Origin of the sequence: Bradyrhizobium sp. CCBAU 11361, from assembly GCF_028128935.1 — a bacterium.
In the GTDB taxonomy this organism is placed as follows: domain Bacteria; phylum Pseudomonadota; class Alphaproteobacteria; order Rhizobiales; family Xanthobacteraceae; genus Bradyrhizobium; species Bradyrhizobium niftali.
The window spans coordinates 45,273-64,719 of record NZ_LBJZ01000200.1 but is presented as its reverse complement, the minus strand read 5'-3'; the positions used below and the strand labels follow the sequence as shown (position 1 = coordinate 64,719).

Annotated in this window: 16 protein-coding genes; 8 read left to right on the top strand and 8 right to left on the bottom strand. The window is 61.4% G+C overall.

The window, feature by feature from the left end; all coding sequences use genetic code 11:
- Positions 1-8: 8 nt before the first annotated feature.
- On the bottom strand, positions 9-1,856 hold the full coding sequence (locus tag XI08_RS43815) for a caspase family protein (RefSeq protein ID WP_271579196.1): 1,848 nt from the start codon (positions 1,854-1,856) through the stop codon (positions 9-11).
- Between the two features lie 133 nt (positions 1,857-1,989).
- Positions 1,990-3,825, bottom strand: coding sequence for a caspase family protein (locus XI08_RS43810; protein WP_442869935.1), 1,836 nt, complete (start codon positions 3,823-3,825; stop codon positions 1,990-1,992).
- A 791-nt stretch (positions 3,826-4,616) separates the two neighbouring features.
- Between XI08_RS43810 and XI08_RS43805 the strand changes: the two genes are divergently transcribed.
- Both XI08_RS43805 and XI08_RS43800 read left to right on the top strand, forming a co-directional pair.
- A complete protein-coding gene (locus XI08_RS43805) occupies positions 4,617-5,024 on the top strand; it encodes a hypothetical protein (protein ID WP_271579194.1) in 408 nt (135 codons plus the stop codon).
- A 57-nt stretch (positions 5,025-5,081) separates the two neighbouring features.
- Positions 5,082-8,204: an ATP-binding protein gene (locus XI08_RS43800; protein WP_271579193.1), complete on the top strand. Its 3,123-nt coding sequence runs from the start codon at positions 5,082-5,084 to the stop codon at positions 8,202-8,204.
- Positions 8,205-8,277: 73 nt separating this feature from the next.
- On the opposite strand, the gene XI08_RS43795 is transcribed toward XI08_RS43800, so the two are convergent.
- A complete protein-coding gene (locus XI08_RS43795) occupies positions 8,278-9,537 on the bottom strand; it encodes a cytochrome P450 (protein ID WP_271579192.1) in 1,260 nt (419 codons plus the stop codon).
- A gap of 421 nt (positions 9,538-9,958) precedes the next feature.
- Positions 9,959-10,453, bottom strand: a complete 495-nt coding sequence (locus tag XI08_RS43790) for a septal ring lytic transglycosylase RlpA family protein (protein ID WP_198033683.1) — start codon at positions 10,451-10,453, stop codon at positions 9,959-9,961.
- Positions 10,454-11,658: 1,205 nt separating this feature from the next.
- Here XI08_RS43790 and XI08_RS43785 point away from each other — a divergent pair.
- On the top strand, positions 11,659-12,582 hold the full coding sequence (locus XI08_RS43785) for an outer membrane protein (RefSeq protein WP_271579191.1): 924 nt from the start codon (positions 11,659-11,661) through the stop codon (positions 12,580-12,582).
- Between the two features lie 468 nt (positions 12,583-13,050).
- Here the strand turns inward: XI08_RS43785 and XI08_RS43780 are convergent, their stop codons facing one another.
- Positions 13,051-13,407, bottom strand: coding sequence for a PRC-barrel domain-containing protein (locus XI08_RS43780; RefSeq protein WP_271579190.1), 357 nt, complete (start codon positions 13,405-13,407; stop codon positions 13,051-13,053).
- 380 nt (positions 13,408-13,787) lie between these two features.
- A complete protein-coding gene (locus tag XI08_RS43775; RefSeq protein ID WP_271579189.1) occupies positions 13,788-13,988 on the bottom strand; it encodes a hypothetical protein in 201 nt (66 codons plus the stop codon).
- Positions 13,989-14,527: 539 nt separating this feature from the next.
- Between XI08_RS43775 and XI08_RS43770 the strand changes: the two genes are divergently transcribed.
- From XI08_RS43770 to XI08_RS43760, 3 genes are all read left to right on the top strand, one after another.
- On the top strand, positions 14,528-14,728 hold the full coding sequence (locus XI08_RS43770) for a hypothetical protein (RefSeq protein WP_271575581.1): 201 nt from the start codon (positions 14,528-14,530) through the stop codon (positions 14,726-14,728).
- Between the two features lie 18 nt (positions 14,729-14,746).
- Positions 14,747-15,163, top strand: a complete 417-nt coding sequence (locus tag XI08_RS43765) for a hypothetical protein (protein WP_271579188.1) — start codon at positions 14,747-14,749, stop codon at positions 15,161-15,163.
- Positions 15,164-15,610: 447 nt separating this feature from the next.
- The gene (locus XI08_RS43760) at positions 15,611-16,561 is read left to right on the top strand and encodes a sensor histidine kinase (RefSeq protein WP_271579187.1); all 951 of its coding nucleotides are present in this window, start codon (positions 15,611-15,613) and stop codon (positions 16,559-16,561) included.
- A gap of 602 nt (positions 16,562-17,163) precedes the next feature.
- On the opposite strand, the gene XI08_RS43755 is transcribed toward XI08_RS43760, so the two are convergent.
- Both XI08_RS43755 and XI08_RS43750 read right to left on the bottom strand, forming a co-directional pair.
- The gene (locus XI08_RS43755; protein WP_271579186.1) at positions 17,164-17,736 is read right to left on the bottom strand and encodes a LabA-like NYN domain-containing protein; all 573 of its coding nucleotides are present in this window, start codon (positions 17,734-17,736) and stop codon (positions 17,164-17,166) included.
- Positions 17,737-18,282: 546 nt separating this feature from the next.
- Positions 18,283-18,471 carry a hypothetical protein gene (locus XI08_RS43750; protein ID WP_038960217.1) on the bottom strand — a complete coding sequence of 63 codons (189 nt, stop codon included), beginning with the start codon at positions 18,469-18,471 and terminating at the stop codon, positions 18,283-18,285.
- 99 nt (positions 18,472-18,570) lie between these two features.
- On the opposite strand from XI08_RS43750, the gene XI08_RS43745 reads away from it, so the two are divergent.
- Together XI08_RS43745 and XI08_RS43740 are read left to right on the top strand one after the other, a co-directional pair.
- Positions 18,571-18,933: a PRC-barrel domain-containing protein gene (locus XI08_RS43745; RefSeq protein ID WP_271579185.1), complete on the top strand. Its 363-nt coding sequence runs from the start codon at positions 18,571-18,573 to the stop codon at positions 18,931-18,933.
- Between the two features lie 76 nt (positions 18,934-19,009).
- Positions 19,010-19,387, top strand: a complete 378-nt coding sequence (locus tag XI08_RS43740; RefSeq protein WP_271579184.1) for a response regulator — start codon at positions 19,010-19,012, stop codon at positions 19,385-19,387.
- Positions 19,388-19,447: the final 60 nt, after the last annotated feature.

Below are 19,447 nucleotides of genomic sequence, written 5' to 3'. Positions count from 1 at the left end.
GCAGCCACTCAGTCACACACTTCCGCTTGTGCCCCTCCTGGAGCGGACTGGCCTCCAGATTGATACTTCAGATTAGTAATCCGACAGCCGGGCTTCACCGGGCGACAGCCTGCAGCGTTGCAGAGCATCTGACCAGAGGCGGACGGCTTCGCGGGCGCGCCCTCGACCTGCTTCCGCTCCGCATCTCGCTTTTTGGCATCCTCGCGGGTCGCGACCGGCTTCTTGTCCTGGACCTTCTCGCACTCGTTATCGTCGTTGACGCGAGAGCCGACGCGGCAGGTGATCTTCACGCAAGCGTCGCCATCAGCCCTGAAGCCGCGGTCGCAGACCAGCGGGCAGACGCGTCCCTGCTTGCCCTTGATCGCGTCAAGAGCGTCGAAGCTCGCCAGCTTGGTGTCGAACTTCGTCCCGGCATGCTTGTTGAACAGCGTCAGCGAGCGCTGCGCGGTGGCGCTCCAGTCTCCGTCCGCTGCACCCGTCAGGCACCCGACGCGACGGAGCTCCGACTGAAACAGTTTGGCAGTCTCCTGCGGCGAGAGGCTGGGCGTCGATTGCGTTGGGGTAACGGCTGCGACCTTCTGCTCGCCGTCACGCTGAGCCTTCTCAGTCGCCTGCTTTGCGGCCTGCTCGGACGCCGCCTTGTCGTTCGCGATCTTGTCGGCGACCGCCTTCTCGGCAGCCTGTTTCTCGGCCAGCGCCTTGGCGACGGCGGCTTCGGCATCTTTCCTGCGCTGCTCGGCGGCCGCGGCCTTGGCTTCCTCGACCTGCTTGGCCTTCTCGGCCGCGAGCCGGGCATCCTCCGCGGCCTTGGCGGCGGCCGCCGCCTTGTCCTGCTCGGCCTTCTTCGCGCGTTCGGATGCCAGCCTTGTCTTCTCCTCCTCGGCCAGCCGCGCCTTCTCAACCGCTGCGGCGCGGGTCTCTTCCGCGGCAATCCGGTTCAACTGCCCCTTGGCCAAGCTGGCGTAGAATCCGTCTGCGTACTTTGCGAGGAATGCGGTCCAGACCTCGCGAGTGCCGATTTGCAGGGCCAGCTCATAGTCGCGACGGACCGCCTCATCGGGGTTCGCCTGTGGTCCCGTCGCAACCGGCTTCGCTACGACCAGCGGCACGTCATCGCCGCCGAGCGAGCCGTAGACATAGGGCTCCTGCTTGTTGCCGGTATTTTTCAAGACATCGTCGCGGACGAAGCCGAAGGCCTTGCGCAGATCGAGCCCCGGCGTCGGCAGACGCTCGACCAGGGCCGCCGCGAACGGACTGTTTCTGGAGTCGCCATCTGACGCCGTCGAGCCCGCCTTGGCCGCGAAAGCAATCATCGTGTTCGAGCTGGTCGGCTCGATCTTGGCGAGGCCGCGCCCGATGGCGCGCGAGGCGATCGTCCGCTTCATCGTCTTGGCAAACGGATTGTCGCGGCAGGCATCGAGAATGACGAGGCGGAGCTTCTTCGCGGGGTCGACCGCGAACAGCGCGCGGTCCAGAGCAATCGTCTCGTCGAGAACGTCGCTATCCCTCTCCAGCGTTGCGTCCGTGGGGATCAGATAGTTGGTGCCATCAAGTTCGATGCCGTGACCGGCGTAATAGATCACGGCGACCTCGGCATCCTTCGTCTTGTCGCCAAAGTCACGCAGTGCCCTTCGCATCTCCGCGACAGTGAGGTCGAGCTTGATGTCGACAGCTTCGAAACCTGCCTTCTTGAACATGCTGCCAACCAGGGTGGCATCGTTCGCTGGGTTGGTGAGCCGGGGGACGCTCTTGTAGGCTGAATTGCCGATCACCAGCGCCACGCGCCGTTCGGCCATTGCCGGTCCGCATCCGAGCCACACGGCAAAAACGAACAAAAGAAAACGAAGCGCGCCCATTACAGCCCCAAATCAAACGTGAGCAGCGTATTCAAAGTCTAACCCAGCGGAACTCCATTTGCGTGATCATCGCCACAATGGCGTGCCACGATTGAAGAAGTCGCGGGCATCAGGAGCGTCCCAGGCTATGTCCTCAGTGGCAGACCTCAGTCATTTGTCCCTGAGTCGAAGCACCAGTCTGCAGCTGCAAGCGGCATCCTTGTCGCACCGGACGGCATATTCCGGAGTTGCAATATATCTGCCCCGTGGCCTGCGGCTTTGCGGGCGCGGCTTCGCTCTTCTTCCTCTCGACGTCTCGCGGCTTGGCGTCCTCGCGGGTCGCGACCGGCTTCTTGTCCTGCACCTTCTCGCATTCGTTGTCGTCGTTGACGCGATAGCCGGCGCGACAGGTGATTTTCACGCAGGTGTCGCCATCAGCCCTGGAGCCGCGGTCGCAGACCAGCGGGCAGACGCGCCCCTGCTTGCTCTTGATCGCGTCGAGAGCGTCGAAGCTCGCCAGCTTGGTGTCGAACTTCGTTCCGGCATGCTTGTTGAACAGCGTCAGCGAGCGCTGCGCGGCGGTGGTCCATTCTCCGTCCGCTGCACCCGTCAGACACCCGACGCGACGGAGTTCTGACTGCACCAGTTTGGCAGTTTCCTGCGGCGAGAGGCTGGGCGGCGATTGGGTTGGGGCAACTGCGGCGACCTTCTGCTCGACGTCACGCTGAGCCTTCTCGGTCGCCTGCTTTGCGGCCAGCTCGGACGCCGTCTTGTCGTTCGCGATCTTGTCGGCGAGCGCCTTCTCGGCAGCCTGCTTGTCGGCCAGCGCCTTGGCGACGGCGGCCTCGGCATCCTTCCTGCGTTGCTCGGCTGCGGCAGCCTTTGCTTCCTCGATCTGCTTGGCCTTCTCGGCCGCGAGCCGGGCGTCCTCGGCGGCCTTGGCGGCGGCAGCCGCCTTGTCCTGCTCGGCCTTCTTGGCGCGGTCCGCCGCAAGCCGAGCCTTCTCGTCTTCGGCCTGCCGAGCCTTGTCTGCGGCCACAGTGCGGGTTTCTTCGGCGGCGATCTTGTTCAACTGGCCTTTGGCGAGATCGGCGTAGAAGCCGCTGGGAAAGCGGTTGAGGAAGGCAGTCCATCCCTCACGCGTGCCAAGCTGAAGCGCCAGCTCGTAGTCGCGCCGGATTTCGCTGTCGGGGCTTGCCTGCGGCCCGGTGCCGACCGGCTTCGCTGCGATCAGCGGCACGTCGTCGCCGCCGAGCGAGCCATAGACATAGGGCTCCTGCTTGTAGCCGGTATTCTTCAAGACATCGTCGCGGACAAAGCCGAAGGCCTTGCGCAGATCGAGTCCCGGCGTCGGCAGCCGTTCGACCAGGGCTGCCGCGAACGGGCTGTTCTTGGAGTCGCCGTCTGACGCCGTCGAGCCCGCCTTGGCGGCGAAGGCGATCATGGTGTTCGGGCTGGTCGCCTCGACCTTGGCGAGACCCCGGCCAACGGCGCGGGAAGCGACCGTGCGCTTCATCGTCTTGGCGAACGGATTGTCCCGGCAGGCGTCCAGGATGACCAGGCGAAGCTGCTTGGCCGGCTCCACCGCAAAGAGCGCCCGGTCCAGCGCGACGGTCTCGTCGAGCACGTCGCCGTCGGTTTCCAGCGCAGCATCCGTGGGGATCAAATAGTTCGTGCCGTCGAGCTCGATGCCGTGTCCGGCATAGTAGATGACGGCAACTTGGGCATCGCGGGTCCTACCCGCGAACTCGCGCAGCGACCGGCGCATATCGGCGGCGTTGAGGTCGAGCCTGACATCGACATCGTCGAACCCCGCCCTCTTGAACATGCCGCCGACCAGGGTGGCATCGCTCACGGGATTGGTGAGCCTGGGTACGCTCTTGTAGGCCGAATTGCCGATGACGAGCGCCACGCGCTTCTCGGCATGGGCCGGACCGCAGGCAAGCAAGACGGCGAATAATAATAATGCAAAAGGACCAAAACGACTCACAGCAGTCCCCCCGGAATGCAGTCTGAAAGATTAGACAGAGCATGACGAAAAGCAAATGCTTGCTCTGTGACATTGGTCACAAGAGGACCCAGCTCGCTTAAGCGGGTTGAAGATACGTCAGCTCCGGATCACAAGCGGTGGTTGTGGAGCTGCGCGGCCGATGTCCGGCCACCATCGTCAGCTGACGTGGCAAATCATGCGACGCAGCGAGCCGCGTGTTTTTCATCAATTTGGTCGGCCGTGGAGAGCACCCCTTGGGGCGGCATTTCAATGCGGATCCAGGCTACGATCGACTTCTCGGGCGGATCGTCGGCTGGTTGACGCAATCGATGCCGCCGAAACGAATGAGAATCCACTCCTCATTGCCCCCAGCCTGGTGAGGGTGCTTTGCCGGGTGTACCTGATGGCGTGTTGGCCGTGATTGGCACCCCCATACTATTCTGCGCATGAGTGCTGCTTATCTTTCACGCCCTGCCCATCATCATCGCTTGGCTCAGGATGCTTTTGTGGCTAATCTCGGTCGCCTGATCACCGTCCCTGCAAGCCAATCATCCTTCAATCCGGCTTGTAGCGCGGAGTCATGAGCCTAGCTGGAAAGCTCTCATTCTAATCGGCCCAAGAAGGCGCGAGAGACCTGCAGTCAAGGGAGATGGCACAATCCAGTTGGTTCGGTATTAGAAGCCGCTCAATTTTTCAGTGTTGCGCGGCGGCAACGACGCTCGTCGATGCAGTTCGTCTGACGTCATTCACATCCGGCACCCAAACAGTAGCAGTCAGATTCGGGGGTCTTCATGGAGCATTACCTTCTTAAGCTTTCATATTCGACGACGGGCTGGAAAGATATCGTCCAAAAGGCACCCACCTTCGATGAGAGGTTAGGGCCAGTCCGCGATCTCATAGCCTCGCTTGGCGGATCGTTCGCTTCGTTTCATTTCTATGAAAGGGCGCCCTATCGCAACGAGCAGTTGCAGCACGTCGTACTGGAAAAGTTTGGAATATTCGGGCGTGACGACCTCTTCGCCGTTCTCGCTTTTCAAGAGCGGAACTCTGCGCAGGCCTTCAGGATCGCGCTGTCGACGCAGCCAGGAATTAAGAGCGTCGAACTCGTTTCGATCATGCCCTTCGAGGACGTCATCGCTGACTCGGTTGGAAAAGCGAAGAAGGCGGTCACCGGAAGCAAGTACGCCGGTCCAGGATGAGAGTAATCATCGTCTGCAGATTAGACTGAACTCCAAAGAGGCCAAAGGGGCGGAGGAATGTCCAATACCCCATCGCCAGAGCCTTGTTCTTGCCCACGATGCGCGAACCCTGCTCGAGCAGGGGCGCGCTTTTGCGATGCCTGCGGTGCTCCATTGCGTCCGGGAGAGACCCCTCATTCAGACCGAGAGGGAGAACTCAAGCATGTTACGGTGCTGTTTGCAGACATCGTCAATTCAACGAACCTTGTCGCAGGCCTATCCCCCGATGACGCAGAAGCGATTCTCAACCCGACCGTGACGTTGATGTTGGATGCCGTACAGGCATTCGGAGGGATCGTGAACCAATTGCGCGGCGACGGCGTGCTGGCGCTATTTGGTGCACCGCAAAGTCAGGAGGATTACGCGTTGCGCGCCTGTTGCGCGGCATTGCGTATGCACGAGGCAGCTGTTTCATCGGAGCAGCGCATGTCGCTACGTGTGGGCCTCGCGTCGGGTCTTACGTTCTTGAGCACTGCTGGAATTAGCATAGCGGGCGTCTATGGCGCTTTTGGAGCGACGCTTCACCTCGCGTCGCGGCTCCAGGCAATGGCGAATCCGGGCACCACACTTTGTGATGCAAGCACGCGAGCGGCCGCGGGGCCCTCCGTTGAGTTTACCTCGTTGGGGCAGAAAGCATTGCGAGGTTTCAGCAATCAGCAGGATGTGTTTGTTTTGACAGGAGTGCATCATGGCACTTCCAGATTTAGTGAAGCGGTATCGCGGGGCCTGAGCCCGCTCGTTGGGCGCGATAGCGAGCTCGATGAACTAAACAAGATCGCCGCGCGTGTTCTCGCCGGCTCATCCGCCGCAGTTTCAATCACCGGTGAGGCAGGAGTTGGTAAGTCCCGCCTCGCTTGGGAGTTTACCAAAAAGCTTCAGGCAGGTGGCTGGCGAATCGTTGAGGCAGATGCCGTTTCATACGGGCGGAACGTGCCGTATCAACTCATCGGCTCCGTGCTTCGCTCAACTTTTGGAATCGATCCAAGCATTGAGCCATCTGCGTCAGCCGATGGCATTCGAAAGCAAGTAGCCGAGATTGGCGATGGCACGGTTCATTTAGGTGCTGTTCTGTCGCTCCTGGCGCTGCCGTTGGGTGAAGATGCCGCCGCGTGGGATGAATTGGATCCACTACATCGAGGCGACGCTTTGCGTGACACTGTGCGGACTTTATTTGACGCGATCAGTGGACGCCGACCCGTCGTATTATTGTTGGAGGATTTGCAGTGGGGTGACGAGCAAAGTCGAAAGCTTCTCGACTTTGCTCCATCATCTGGTTGCAGGCTGTTGCTTCTGGCAACCAATAGGCCGGATTTCGCTCCAACGATGACCGGTCAGGCCACAAGCGTAATCTCTCTTGCAGCTCTCTCGTCTAGCGATACGCAACGATTGATGCGAGAGGCATTCCCGGGCGTTGCCGATCATTGGTTGCGCCAGAGACTGGTGGCGCGGTCTGCCGGAAATCCATTTTTCCTGGAAGAGCTGGCTCGCAACGTATTGGCGACTGACATTTCCGACAATGCCGGGCACACCCATCAGCCTGAAATTCCGCACACAATCCAAGCGGTCATTGCTGCCCGCTTAGACCGCCTGGATGCCGAACACAAACGGATTGTAACGGCTGCTTCTGCCCTAGGAAACCGGTTCTCTCTTCAAATACTCCGCGCCGTTTTTAATTCCAGCCCGGACGCGAGTTTTCGTCGGAGCCTGCGTTCGTTATGCGATTCTGGAACGCTTCAGCAATCCGACATGGACGAAGCCAGCTTTTCACATGCTCTCATCCAGGAAGTCGCATACTCGAGACTTCCACGAGGGCAGCGCCGCGATCTGCACAGCCAAATTGTGGCAGCGCTATTGAGAATACATCCTGACCGCCTCGATGAACACGCCGAGATGATCGTTTATCACGCCGCGCTTGGGGAGGTTTGGGAAGAGCTGCTCAAGGCTGCCGTCATAGCCGGGCGCCGGGCTGCCGGCCGATCCGCGTATGTCGAAGCATCGCGACTCTTCGATCATGGAATCACCGCGTGCAGACACCTGCCGCATTCGTCAGATCGACTGCGGAGCGAAATTGATCTGCGCTTCGAGTTGCGTAATACGCTTTTCCCCACCGCAGGCATCGAAAGAAGCCTGGCCAATTCCACAGAAGCGGAGAAACTTGCGGTAGAGCTGGGAGATCGGCATCGGCTGGGATGGGCGACCGCTTATGTTGCTCGGGATTTGCAGCTTGTGGGTCGGCCTGGTGCGAGCATGCTATCGGCAGCCCGTGCATTGGAGTTTGCCGACGGAGACAGAAGCCTGACGCGCGCGGCACAATATTTCGGGGCGCAAGCTGCTTATTCGCGGGGCGACTATGCCAACTCCGTTGCTACGCTCCGGAAGCTGATTCAAGATTTGGAGTCGCGCGATCCTTTGGCGTGGGCAGGAACACCAGGGCCCTCAGTCATCTTCTATCGGGCTTGGCTCATTTGGGCACTATCTCAACAAGGACATGCCGACGAGTCGATGGCCGTTGCGCGCGTGATGCGCGGGCTGGCCGATGAAGTAAACTTGCCGCTCTGCAGAACAATCGCACATTTGAGTGAAGGTTTCGCTCTCTCTCTTGCCGGGCGCCCTGGAGAGGCGGAGGTCACCTTGCGGACTAGTCTCTCATTGTGCCGCAAATGGGAGTTTTTCGCTTGGTCAGTCAACATCTGTTTGACTCTCGGGTACGCCCTAGCTCACCTGGGCCTTTTCGAGGAGGCGTTTGACCTTTTTCAGGAGGCTATACATCGTACAACGACCAGCGGCATCTTCGTAAATCACGCGCTTGAACTTGCACGGTTCGCTGAAGCGAACCATCTTGCGGGTCGCCACGACGAAGCCGTTCGGCTTTGCGAGCGAGCCATCGAAGTGGCCCGTTTGTACGAAGAGAGAGGGAACGAAGCATGGGCGACGGTGGCATTGGCTGAAGCCTTGTCAGCTCTTGGATCGGTCGTCAGCGCCGAGACTCACTATGCAGCCGCCCTTCGTTTAGGCACCGAGTGCCAAATGGCACCTGTCATTCGTCGGTGCAATGAAGGGCTTTCTAGACTTTACGATGAGCCGGATCGTGCTCGCGTTGCGGGCACGACGATCGGTGGGAAGGCAAGCGGCGCGCCGTAGTTCCGAGCTCGTCGTTCGAAAGGTCATTGGCAGAACCATATAGCGGCGGACGCATCCCGCCCAGGGGCCGCGATCAGCTGCCAAGGCGGGCCATCAAGCGCTTGGGACCGCGGAAGGCAATGGTCCGGGTGTATTCGATTGGCTGGTCCTCCACCAGCGCAAGCGTGGGATAACGCCTGACGATCTCCTCGAGCAGCACCATAAGCTGCAGCCGGGCCAAGGGCGCACCGATGCAAAAGTGCGTCCCCCTGCCAAAGGATACATGCTCGCTCGCATTCGGCCGTTTGATGTCGAAGCGTTCGGGCTCGGGGAACAGTTTTGCATCGTAGTTGGCCGCACCGAGGGCGAGCAGAACATTGGCGTTGGCGGGAATGGTCACTCCCTGCAGTACCGTCGCCGCTCGGGTCCTCCGCCGCCAGCACACGATCGAGGTGCTAAAGCGCAGCACTTCTTCGACGGCGCCAGGAATCAGCGAGGTGTCGCTGCAGATCGCCTGCCAGCTCGGGCGGTGGCTGAGCAGTGCCAGGAGCGCGTTGGCGGAGAGGTTGGTGGTGGACTCGTGCCCTGCCAGCAGCAATCCAAACACCAATGAGATGATCTCGTTGTCAGATAGCTCCGGTTCAACCTCCCCGCGGTGCGCAATCAGGAAGCTTGCATAGTCGCTTTCCGGACGGCGCAGGCGATCATTGACCAGCGCGACGCAGTAGCGCCAGTAGGCCACCATGTCCTCGGCGCCGCGCCGTTGCTCCTCCGGTGAAAGATCCCCGAAAGTCATTAGTATGCGGTAGCCCGCCCAGCGCTTGATGCGCGGTGCATCGTCGGCCGGAATACCCATCAGCAGGAAGAGGACTCGCGCCGGAAGCTCGTACACAAGGTCGGCAACGAGATCGACTTCGGCGCGACCCTCGAGGGCGCCGATGGCCTCGCGCGCCAGTCGACGTATGTCGGGCACCAGCGTCTCGAAACGTCTGGCATTCAGGAAGCGCCCAGCGACCCGCCGAATACGGTCGTGTTTGGGCGGATCGCAATTGACCTGTGTCGGCTCCGCGCCCATGCCAGCCTTCAGGATGGCCAAGGCTTCGGGCGCCAGGGGTGTGACCGGAGCCAACGCGATGTCGGCCGAGAAACTGGTCGCATCCCGAAGAAGGAGCAGAACATCCTCCCGCGTCGTCACGACCCAGTAGTTGATCTCCGGGCAGAAGAACACTGGCTCCGCGGCACGGGCGCGCTCGAAAAATTCATACATGCCGTGATGTTCGAACGGCTTGTATCGCGCCCCGATACCCAAAGAGCTGATGATCGAGTCGCTCGCGGTGGACACCAACGTCGTCATTTGCGGCTGCCCCCAAAGGTACGCTGCCTTGGCGGAGCAACTCTATCACATTGAAGGTGTCATGCATTCCGGTAATCTGGCCCTACAATGCCGCAGTTGGGTCAACGGCGGCGGTCAGCCAATCACGCAATGGCAGATGCCGGTCGAATGTCCGGTCAGGGGCAAAATGCGAAACTCCCGCTGAGCACAACAGGTTCGCACTCTGATTGCCGAAGTCTGGACAGACATGGATTCTCGTCGCTACGGGCCAGGAGGAGACATTCGACCTGGTTCTTTTCATTTCAGAATTCCATGGCAATGCGGACCGGCCTATCAACGCCTTGCCGCCAGAGATGGCATGGCCCCGTGGATCCGAGGCGAGGAGGCCACCGGGGCGCGCCCGCTGTCCGAGACGTGCGCGACCGCCTTCGCGCGGGGACGCTCAGCCCACCGGTCCCGGAATCCAATAGTCCCCTGAAAGCGGGCGAACTCTTACGTCGTCAATGACTCCGAGCTCCAGGCTTGGATCGAAATGGCGCATCGTCCGCTCGTTGAGGTCAATGATGCGGCCGGGCCTTAATGGCCCCACGTCATTGATCTTGACGATGACCTTCTTGCCGACGGCCTCGACGAGGGCATATTTCGGCCTTGCGCCAAATTGGACCCCACCGAATTTCCGACGCAAATTCGTCTTGATGGCGGCCGCCCAAACAGAGGGATCATAACGCTCGCCGGAGGCTGTGTTCGGACCGCCCTCTTCCTTGCCGGGCTTGAATGGATTGTACATGGATGCTGCGCCAACGATCGCCTCCCCGGAAGCGGCATCCACGACGGCGCTCGAGTGAACGCCACTCACTTCACTTCGCGCAACGGTAACAGAAACGGCAAGCGCAACCAGGGCGCCGCAAATTGCGGCGCTCGAGCGGAACAGCATCATAACTCCTGTGATTTTTTTCGAACGTCCGGTTCCCGATCCCGCAAGCATGGTCAAGCGAACGCGGAAGCGTTCATGAACTTGCGCCAATCCCTTGCGGATTCGAGCCAACCCCTTGGCTACGGAACCGTTGTGCGAACCGGAGTGGTCCTCACGCAGTGTTTTACGTTGTCACCGACTAAGACAGAGATTGCGTCAGCAGAATGGCTCGATGGAACCCGGGATGGAGTGGCGCGGCGCGCGCGACGTCGGCAAGGGTCGAAAGCTGATACGCGCGCGCCATTTGCCCGTCGGGCAAAACACTTGGCTCATGCAAAATCCCGTCAATCCCCCGCCACAAAAATATTCCGCTTTACCGAAATTCGGAATTGCGGCATTCTCTCGCCATCCCGGTCCTCGGAGAGGGGCGATCGTACGTCGTAACGAACGTGGATCGGGGTGCGGTGGACGCTGCTGCGTCGGGCACGCGAAGGCGGGACGAGGGCGAGATGAACTTCGTGAGGTCCTGTTGCGTGCAGACGGACGGCGCCGAAGTCCGGCGAAGCTACTAAAGCGAAGCCGGATGAAGCTGCGTACGGCAAAACCGTGTGGTCCTGACCGTCGTTGCTACGGTCGAGCCTTGCGGAGATGCTTCCGGGCTCAACCGGGTCTTGGGGCATCGCCAATTCGCAAGGTGTCGGAGGCCAGAAGGAACTCGGCTCCGGGGAGAGCGCGCATACGCCGTCAACCCATCGCGCAGGGAAGGCCGGGTGTTTTCCGGCCCACCTGTTGTCCCGCCTGCGCATTTGCGTGTGCAAATTCTTCGCGCAGCGGATCATGGGTGCCAGCCGGCACCCGGTCTTCCCTGCGCCCTCTTCACGGAAGGAGGGTCAAGGAAACGAGCAAAACTCGGGCGTTTCGAGCCGCGAGAATGCCGCTTCATGCGCGATTTGAGTGTCGTGCTGCCAGACAGGATTGATGGAGACGCGGGCGCGTGTCGCTCAAAATCCACGGCGTTGGACATCTCCAGCTGACGTGCCTCAAACGGTCGCATCCGCGGACGCGATATCTTTGCGTTGTCCTGACCTCGTCCCATAGTGTCGGCAGATGATTCGCAACCAGGGCGGGTATCAAATGACAGCGCATAAATATCTTATCGTGGCTGCGGGCTTGATGACGGCGGCGCCGCCCATGCCGAGGACATTCCATCCAACGCCGAACTGTTTCGCATGCTGAAAGAGCAGCAGCAGACCATTTCCGAGCTGCGCGCCGAATTGAGGCAGGCGAAAGCGGAGCGGCGCACGGCGACTCCGAGAGAGGCGGCTGCACCGGCAGCCAGGCCTGCCGGACGCGACGCCGCGAAGGAGACGGTGGCGGCAACCCCGCCCGCGCAGGCCTATGCGAGTTACACCAAGGGGCCCGCGGTCTTGCCGGCGTCCGGCGGCGGTGCCTATGTCGGCGTTTTCGGCGGCGGCGGCAGTCGCAGCGGCACCGACGTCAGCCAATTGGGCACCGTCTTTTTCCTGGAGGCCGCGGGAGGCCCGCTGGCCGTCGATGCCACGGGGCGGACCAGCAGCGGCGGCGTCGGGTTCGGCGGCGCGCATCTCGGTTATGAATGGTCGTATGGCGCGTATGTGCGGCCTGCCCTGGAGATCGAAGGTTTCTATCTGGCAGGCAACCAGCCGCGTGCGACGCTGGTGAACCCCACAGATCGGATTGCTGAACGCACCTTCGATAATACTTTCCCGACCCGCACCACGGTGCTTCTGGCGAACATGGTTGTCGGCTTCAACACGCCCTATCAAGGCATCACGCCCTATGTCGGCGGCGGGATCGGAGCCGCCAATGTCTCCATCAACGGCGCCACGTCCACCCAGACCGACCCGGCCGAGCCCGGTATCAACCACTTCAACGCGCGCCCCGACTCGTCAGCCTGGACCTTTGCCGCACAGGCAAAAGCCGGTGCGCGTTTCGCCCTCGGCAACAGCGGCGCTTATTTGTTTGGCGAGTACCGCTATTTGTATGTCGGCGATGTGAATCAGGTTTTTGGTTCCACCGTGAATCCCGTTCATGCACCGACCAGTCCGTGGACGGCCAGCTTCGGCGGCACGTCCCATCATCTGGCAGCCGGCGGCGTCGGCTTCGGCTTCTAAGGCATGATCCGGAAAAGTGCGCAGCGGTTTTCCGAAAAGATCATGCCCAAACAACAACCTGGTTTGCGCGGAGCATGATCCTCGCGAGAATCGGAGAGGGGCGGACGACACGTCCTGCCCCTCGAGCGCCTCGCAAAAGGTTCTACGGGGTCAACTGAGAGACAGAAGAAGTCGATTTGCTGAAGAGAATGGTGCTGCCAGACAGGATTGAACTGTTACAACAATCCCATCAGCTGCTGATTTTATTGGAATTTTCGGCCCGGTGATCTATTTTTGTGTGGCACCCTTGAGGGGCGCCGCGCGCCAATGTTTAACACATTTCGTCGCCACGGAGGAAGTCCTGGTCGCCGCGACCGCGGGCGCACCGCCGTTGAGCTTCAGGTAGATCCTCTACACGGCACGCCGGGAGCTTGAAATCCGGGTATTCCGTCGGTGCGAACTCAACGAGACCGTCGACCGCCAGCAGGGCTAGAAGCCGGAATAGTAGTCGTTCACCGCTCTCGCTCGCGTCGGGTCGTCCCAATTCCAGTCGTTGTCGTTGCCGTACCTCGGCGCACCCTGGAGCCTGTCGACTGTGAGATTGGTTCGGTAGCCGCCGAGACCTGTGTCGTATTTCAAGGATTGCCATGGCAGCGGGTAGTGATCGTCTCCGATCCCCAGGAAGCCGCCGAAGCCGAGAACCGCGTACGATACCCGGCCGCTAACCTTGTCGATCATGACGCGCTCGATTGAGCCGATCTTTTGAGCGTCGGCGCCATAGACGGCGGTGCCTTCGACCTTGTCGCTACCGATCAGCGTTCCCGTTTCACGTCTTTCCGTTTCCATCGTCGTCCTCCTCCTGGAAAGATTGATGCAAGACAAGTGAGATCGGCAGGTGCTCGTTCCTCCGATTTCCCGGCTGGCCGCCGACCTGTTCGCCGCACCGGCGGGAGCACCGCGCTGGCGCGCCGGTGCTCACGATATTCGACGCTGAAACCATCGCGTCCCTGCGCGCGGTCCTCTCCGGCGCGCCGTAAGTCGTCAGAGATCAGCCCGTTTCGCCCGGAGGTCGGTTGTATCCTACGGTCCCAGCAGAAATTGCAGCACCACGACGCAAGCCCCCGCAAGGAGGCAGGAAATGGCTTCCAGGGTCCAATCCGGTCTCGAACTTCCGCCGGCTGCGCGCCCGATGAAGTCCATCGTTTTTCTCAATCGAGCCTCGTCAATCATCGGGTGGATCGCTCCAGAAACGTTATGCCGGCGCATGTGAGCTCATCGACGTCGACCTCCCGCTTTTCCCAAGTGCGCTGCAGATGCCGCTCAAGCAAACACCTGCGTTCATCGGCCGGATGAACATCGCCGTGCACGGCCCGATAGAATGTCCACGCCGCATCGACGGCATGGCGCAGTGCAAGGTCGGCCACCATCGACAACCGTCCAGCAACCTGGACCCTATCGGAATTCAAACCCCTTCTGGTGGTGGAAGTTTCTGAGTTTTACCGGTCATGCGCCTCGTCGAAAGTCGAAGGTCCTCGCAAGGAGGTTTTAGGAACGTCGAGCCCTCCTGCAGGATTGGTTTGTGTTTGGAGCCTCGACAATGAACAGCCCCGATCACGATGCCCTGTATCGCGCGGTCGTGGACGCTCGACGAATTCTCAGCGAGGATCAACTCGGCTGTTTGGATCCTGTGCAGACTTTGCGCCGGCTCCAGGCCGTACTCGACAGCGACGAGTTGGTGCACGCTCTCGACCGCTCGAACCTCCAACCGGTGTCTCGGCTACAGCGCTAAAGCGATCTGTGCCACGGCACGAGAGGTCGAGGATCATCCTGAGGCCGTTCTCGCCAGTCGCATTTTCTCGCTCTTGCCAAGTCCAAGCGAGGATGTAGAATTCATGAGATTTTATAACATTCTTGAATTCGACGTCGCAGCGACTGCGTTACGATAGGTTTTCTTCTGGGGTCTCCCATGCTCGATCCTGCTACCACCGCGCTATTGCGCGCGGTCCTGGATGAGGTCTGCGAAACTGTTTCCCAGACCGAGACCGGCGCCCGTACCCACGTGGCTTCGAAAATCCTGGAAGCCGCGTCCAGAGGCGAGACGTCTGCGGACCACCTCAAGCAGGTCGGCCGCCAAGCCCTCTCCCAGGCGCCGACCATGTGGCGCTGACCGGCCGCGGAGGCACGGGTGAATTTCCAGGTCACGGTGCTGAAAATCCTGGTGAGCTACCCGGATGGATTTGCCGTGATGGCCGACCTCAAGCGCGACATGGCGATCCTGGCGACGAGCGGACGTGACTGGGCCGAACGCACCAAGCGGTTGGCGGCGCGCGTGCCCGACCTCGACATCTTTTCGCAAGGTCTCGTCGAGAGGCTCAAGGGCGGCTGGCGCATCACCGACAAGGGGCGCACGGTTCTCGAGATCATGGAGCCGCGGTCGGCTGCCGCGCCGGCTACCGAGCCGCCTCCCATCCGGGCGACCAGTGCCTCGACGCCTGCGGCGACACCGGCGGCATCTCCGGTCGCGACGGGCCGACGCAAGCGGGACCGGAAGCGGCATCGACGCGATCTGGTCGCAGCGCGGGCAAGGGCCAAGGCCTCGTAACGGAGCCGTGCTCCCGGCCGCCGGTGCTCGGCGGGGGCAGCATTGCAGTATCCCAACGGTCGGTCGGGACGACTCGGAGGAACGAGCCCGGTAGGACCGGGTTGATCCTTCGGGTCCACGCGCAATTGCGCGGACTGCGTGGCTCCGCCCCCAAAGTCCCCGAGAAACCCAAGGCGGGCTGCGCCCACGCAACGCGTGCGACGATCTCATGATGGGAGGGCTGAGTCACGGCCCGTCGGGAGGGGTCTTCAAGAAATCCGCTCCGTGAGCTCCTTGCCTCGACCCGCCACGAAGCCCGACGGAAGCGATCGGTCCCGGCAGCGAAGAGCACGCCGAGGCTGTGCTGATATACATCCGGAGCTGTAGACCCGAACACACCAAGTCTCGTTCCGCGGCCCTTTTGCCTCCCAAGGCGGAACGTCGTGCGAACCGGTCGGTTTCAGGTACATGCATAGACTCTATCCGCTAATTCTGGAGCACCGGCTTCCCGCCGTCGTCCGCTACTGCATCTCAGCCTGCATCATGGTGGTCTGCTCGGTGCTGCAGATGGGATTGCAGATGCAGACCGGCTCCTCCGGCTACTTCCTGCTGCTGCCGGGCGTGTTCCTCTCGGGCCTTCTCTTCGACCGCGGCTCCGGAATCTTCGCGGCGGTGATCGCCGTCGGCGTGGGCGCCTACCTCAGCTACGCAGGCACCTACGGCGTCAACTATTTCGCGCCGAACGTTCTGTTCGCGATCACGGCCGCAGGCACCGCGGCCGTCGCCGAATTCCAGCGCGCCGAGCTTGAGCGCGTCATGCAGGCGGACAAGACGAAGACCGTCCTGCTGCAGGAATTGGCGCACCGGACGAAGAACAACCTGGCAGTGCTCAGCGCGATGATCCGGCTGGAGGCGAGGAATGGAGGCCCCGAGGCCGCCTCCGCGCTGGAGGCTACGGCGCGCCGCCTGCACGTCATGGCGGAGGTCTACGATCATCTTTCCCTCAAGCAGGACTCACGCCTCGTCAACATGCGGTACTTTCTCAACAACGTCGTCGAAAAAGTCTTCGAATCCTTGGCGCCTTCCGGGCCCGTCGCGTTTCAAGTGGTCTGCGACGAGGTATATCTGCCGAGCCAACAGGCGCTCGCCGTCGGCATCATTGCGAACGAGCTCGTCACGAATGCGCTGAAGTATGCCTTTCCCGGCGATAAGCCAGGGCAGGTCGCGGTCACACTCTCGACCAGTGACGGCATCGAGCTATCCGTCTGCGACAACGGCGTCGGCCTCCGCAGCGAGGCCGATCCCGGCGGCCTGGGCTCGCGGATCGTCCTGCTGCTGACTCAGCAGCTCGACGGGCAGCTCGCGTACGAACGGCTCGAATCCGGCCTGCGCGTGCGGCTGCGCGCGCAGCCTCGTTAGCTACCGGAAGCCATGTGTTCCACCGCGTACATGACAGGCGGTCATGCGGAGGCTTGGAAGTCGCAAGGACTGCCGCTCCGTATCCTCATCGAGACGCCGTTCGCGCCCGCGCAACTGCCTACGGCAATCCCGCAGCTTCCGAACATCGGTGCGCGGCCCGGCGGACACCAGGCGACAGTGTGCAAGGATCTCACTCAAGGCGATCAGTGCAGCGCGAAAATCGCGATCATCACCAGGCCTGCCCCGGTCACGCACCAGCAGGACAGTTCAAGTATTCGCATGAAACGGCCCCCGAGGGCCCTGCCCGAGACGAGGATACATCGGGAACCCGGCCCCGGAAACATTTTCCGCCCCTCGTGAATTGAGGATGGGGCCACGTTGGACGCGGGTCTTGTCATGCCCCTTATGCCGATAGGCGACGTCTTCCTCACGGTCGTGATCATGACCACCGCCTTCATAGCCGAGGTCGTCTTTTTTGCCCTTCTCGGGATGTTCTGATGCCGAAGCCGCTGGCGCGAACTCCGGCCGCACCGATTTCCCGTCGGGACGGCGCCGACGTGGCGGTGTAGCGCGGATCAAATCCGAGGGAGCGACGAAGGCGACTATGCGGTCGACACCGTCCCGCGCTCGCGCGGGCCAGAACGCTCGGAAGGATCGCGGCCGACCTTGGAACGGAGCTCGACGAGGTCGATGAAGACATCCGCCTGGCGGCGGAGTTCGTCCGCGATCATCGGTGGCTGGCTGGCGATGGTCGAGACCACCGTGATGCGGACACCGCGGCGCTGCAACGCCTCAACCAACGGTCGGAAATCGCCGTCGCCCGAGAACAGCACAATCTGGTCTACATGCCCGGCGAGCTCCATGGCATCGACCGCCAGTTCGATGTCCATGTTGCCCTTCACCTTGCGGCGGCCATAGGCGTCAACGAATTCCTTCGTAGCCTTGGTGACCACGGTGTAGCCGTTGTAGTCGAGCCAGTCGATAAGCGGTCGGATCGAGGAATATTCCTGATCCTCCACGACCGCCGTGTAGTAGAAGGCGCGCAGCAGCGTGGCGCGGCCCTGGAATTCCTGCAGAAGGCGCTTGTAGTCGATATCGAATCCCAATGTCTTGGCGGTGGCGTACAGATTGGCGCCATCGATGAAAAGCGCGATCTTGTCGGGGGCGGATGACATTCGGGCGCCGCCGTAAATTTGAGCGATGCGGAGGGACGCGCTTCCGCACAAGCTCAGGTCACCGAAATGGCTTATGGTGAGCTGGCTAGGCTCACAATATCGCTTTCGTCCGGAAATTTGAGCCTCAACGCTAGAGGCTACCTCCAACTGTTCCAGCGTTCAAATCTTTTCCTCTAAGCGGTCTCTGTGCAGCTCACTGCCGATTGAACCTGCGGCCAGATGGCAAGACAGATTACAATGGAAGTCCCCCTGACGGTTTGAGGGTGGCGATGGCAGACCACTTCGCTGTTTTCGAGACCCACTTGAGAAAGCGCGGCCGAAGATGGGCGTGGTACTTGTGCACGGCCGACGGCCGCTTGCTGATCCAGAGTTCGGAAGCCAGCCGGCCCGCCGCCAGATACAGGGCCAACCGGGCACTGTTTCAGATGCTGCTCGGCGCCGGTGCCGGATCGGTCCGGCTTTGTGATTCGGATAAGAGTCGGCGTCGCTTGGGTCGCAGCCGTTCAGATAGCTGAACGGGGCCAGCCTTAGCTGGCCGAATCGCGGTTACGCGGCCGCCGTTCGGCCCGCGTCAGTGATCCGGTATTCGATATCGCCGGATGGAAGCGGTTCGGTTTCCACGAGACCCAACTCCACCAGCCGTGCCACGATCTCATGGTCGAACATCGGCGGGCTGACCCAGGATTCGCCGAGCAGCTTCCTCAAAAATTCGCGCTCCAGATCGGTCAGTTCCATCCCGAACTCCGCTCGCCCAGAACAATGCCACCGAGGCTTTGCCAGGAACGGAGCCATCGTCCTCCCGTTGACTCCAGAAGACAACACCGGGAGATCAACATGGCCTTGGAAGATCGCGAGACTTTCAGCCTGATCGGAAGCGACAAGGTCGAGGGCACGAATGTCTACGGGGCCGACGGCGAAAAGGTCGGCTACATCGAACGCGTCATGATCGACAAGGTCAGCGGCAAGGTATCGTACGCGGTGCTCAGCTTCGGCGGCCTGCTCGGCATCGGCGACGATCACTATCCGCTGCCCTGGCAGGCGCTGAAGTACGACACCAACCTCGGCGGCTACGTCACCGGCATCACCCAGGACCAGCTCCGCAGCGCTCCCAAATACGCTGACGAGAGCAGTTGGAATTGGAGCGACCCCGCGACCGCACGCTCCGTGAACGCCTACTACGGTGTGCCGGTGGCTTGAGCGGCGCGCCACTCGCGGCCGAACGCACCCGCTGTCACGGGAGAGGATCGGCCCCGGTCGCAAAGGAGACTTGAAAGTGAGCAATGCCCTTCGTGTTCTCGTGGTCGAGGATGAAGCTCTGATCTGCAGCTTCATCGAGGACGCCTTATCGGACGGCGGTTTCGAGGCCTGCTCGGTCCATTCGGGAGAGGCGGCGATGTCCACCTTTCGGGACGGCCGGGCGCAGTGTCGGGCACTGCTGACGGACGTCAACCTGGGTGATGGCATCAGCGGATGGGAGCTGGCGCGGCAGATCAGAGAAATCACGCCTGGCTTTCCTGTGGTCTACATGACGAGCGCCAGCGCGCCAGACTGGAAATCGCAAGGCGTCGATGGCAGCCTCCTGATTGAGAAGCCCTTTGCGCCGGCGCAATTGGCTACCGCCGTCTCGCAGCTACTGGATACCCGGGCCTAGGGTCGAACCGGGATCGTTGCGAGACTCCGATCCTTCGATCAAGCCCGCAATGGTCGGCGG

What these genes read in the sequence shown, in the direction of transcription:
- XI08_RS43760 (WP_271579187.1), top strand. Translation starts at nt 15,611, where the DNA reads ATGCATAGACTCTATCCGCTAATTCTGGAGCACCGGCTTCCCGCCGTC.
- XI08_RS43815 (WP_271579196.1), bottom strand. Translation starts at nt 1,856, where the DNA reads ATGGGCGCGCTTCGTTTTCTTTTGTTCGTTTTTGCCGTGTGGCTCGGA.
- XI08_RS43805 (WP_271579194.1), top strand. Translation starts at nt 4,617, where the DNA reads ATGGAGCATTACCTTCTTAAGCTTTCATATTCGACGACGGGCTGGAAA.
- XI08_RS43750 (WP_038960217.1), bottom strand. Translation starts at nt 18,471, where the DNA reads ATGGAACTGACCGATCTGGAGCGCGAATTTTTGAGGAAGCTGCTCGGC.
- XI08_RS43745 (WP_271579185.1), top strand. Translation starts at nt 18,571, where the DNA reads ATGGCCTTGGAAGATCGCGAGACTTTCAGCCTGATCGGAAGCGACAAG.
- XI08_RS43770 (WP_271575581.1), top strand. Translation starts at nt 14,528, where the DNA reads ATGCTCGATCCTGCTACCACCGCGCTATTGCGCGCGGTCCTGGATGAG.
- XI08_RS43775 (WP_271579189.1), bottom strand. Translation starts at nt 13,988, where the DNA reads ATGGTGGCCGACCTTGCACTGCGCCATGCCGTCGATGCGGCGTGGACA.
- XI08_RS43785 (WP_271579191.1), top strand. Translation starts at nt 11,659, where the DNA reads ATGCTGAAAGAGCAGCAGCAGACCATTTCCGAGCTGCGCGCCGAATTG.
- XI08_RS43755 (WP_271579186.1), bottom strand. Translation starts at nt 17,736, where the DNA reads ATGTCATCCGCCCCCGACAAGATCGCGCTTTTCATCGATGGCGCCAAT.
- XI08_RS43800 (WP_271579193.1), top strand. Translation starts at nt 5,082, where the DNA reads ATGTCCAATACCCCATCGCCAGAGCCTTGTTCTTGCCCACGATGCGCG.
- XI08_RS43780 (WP_271579190.1), bottom strand. Translation starts at nt 13,407, where the DNA reads ATGGAAACGGAAAGACGTGAAACGGGAACGCTGATCGGTAGCGACAAG.
- XI08_RS43790 (WP_198033683.1), bottom strand. Translation starts at nt 10,453, where the DNA reads ATGATGCTGTTCCGCTCGAGCGCCGCAATTTGCGGCGCCCTGGTTGCG.
- XI08_RS43795 (WP_271579192.1), bottom strand. Translation starts at nt 9,537, where the DNA reads ATGACGACGTTGGTGTCCACCGCGAGCGACTCGATCATCAGCTCTTTG.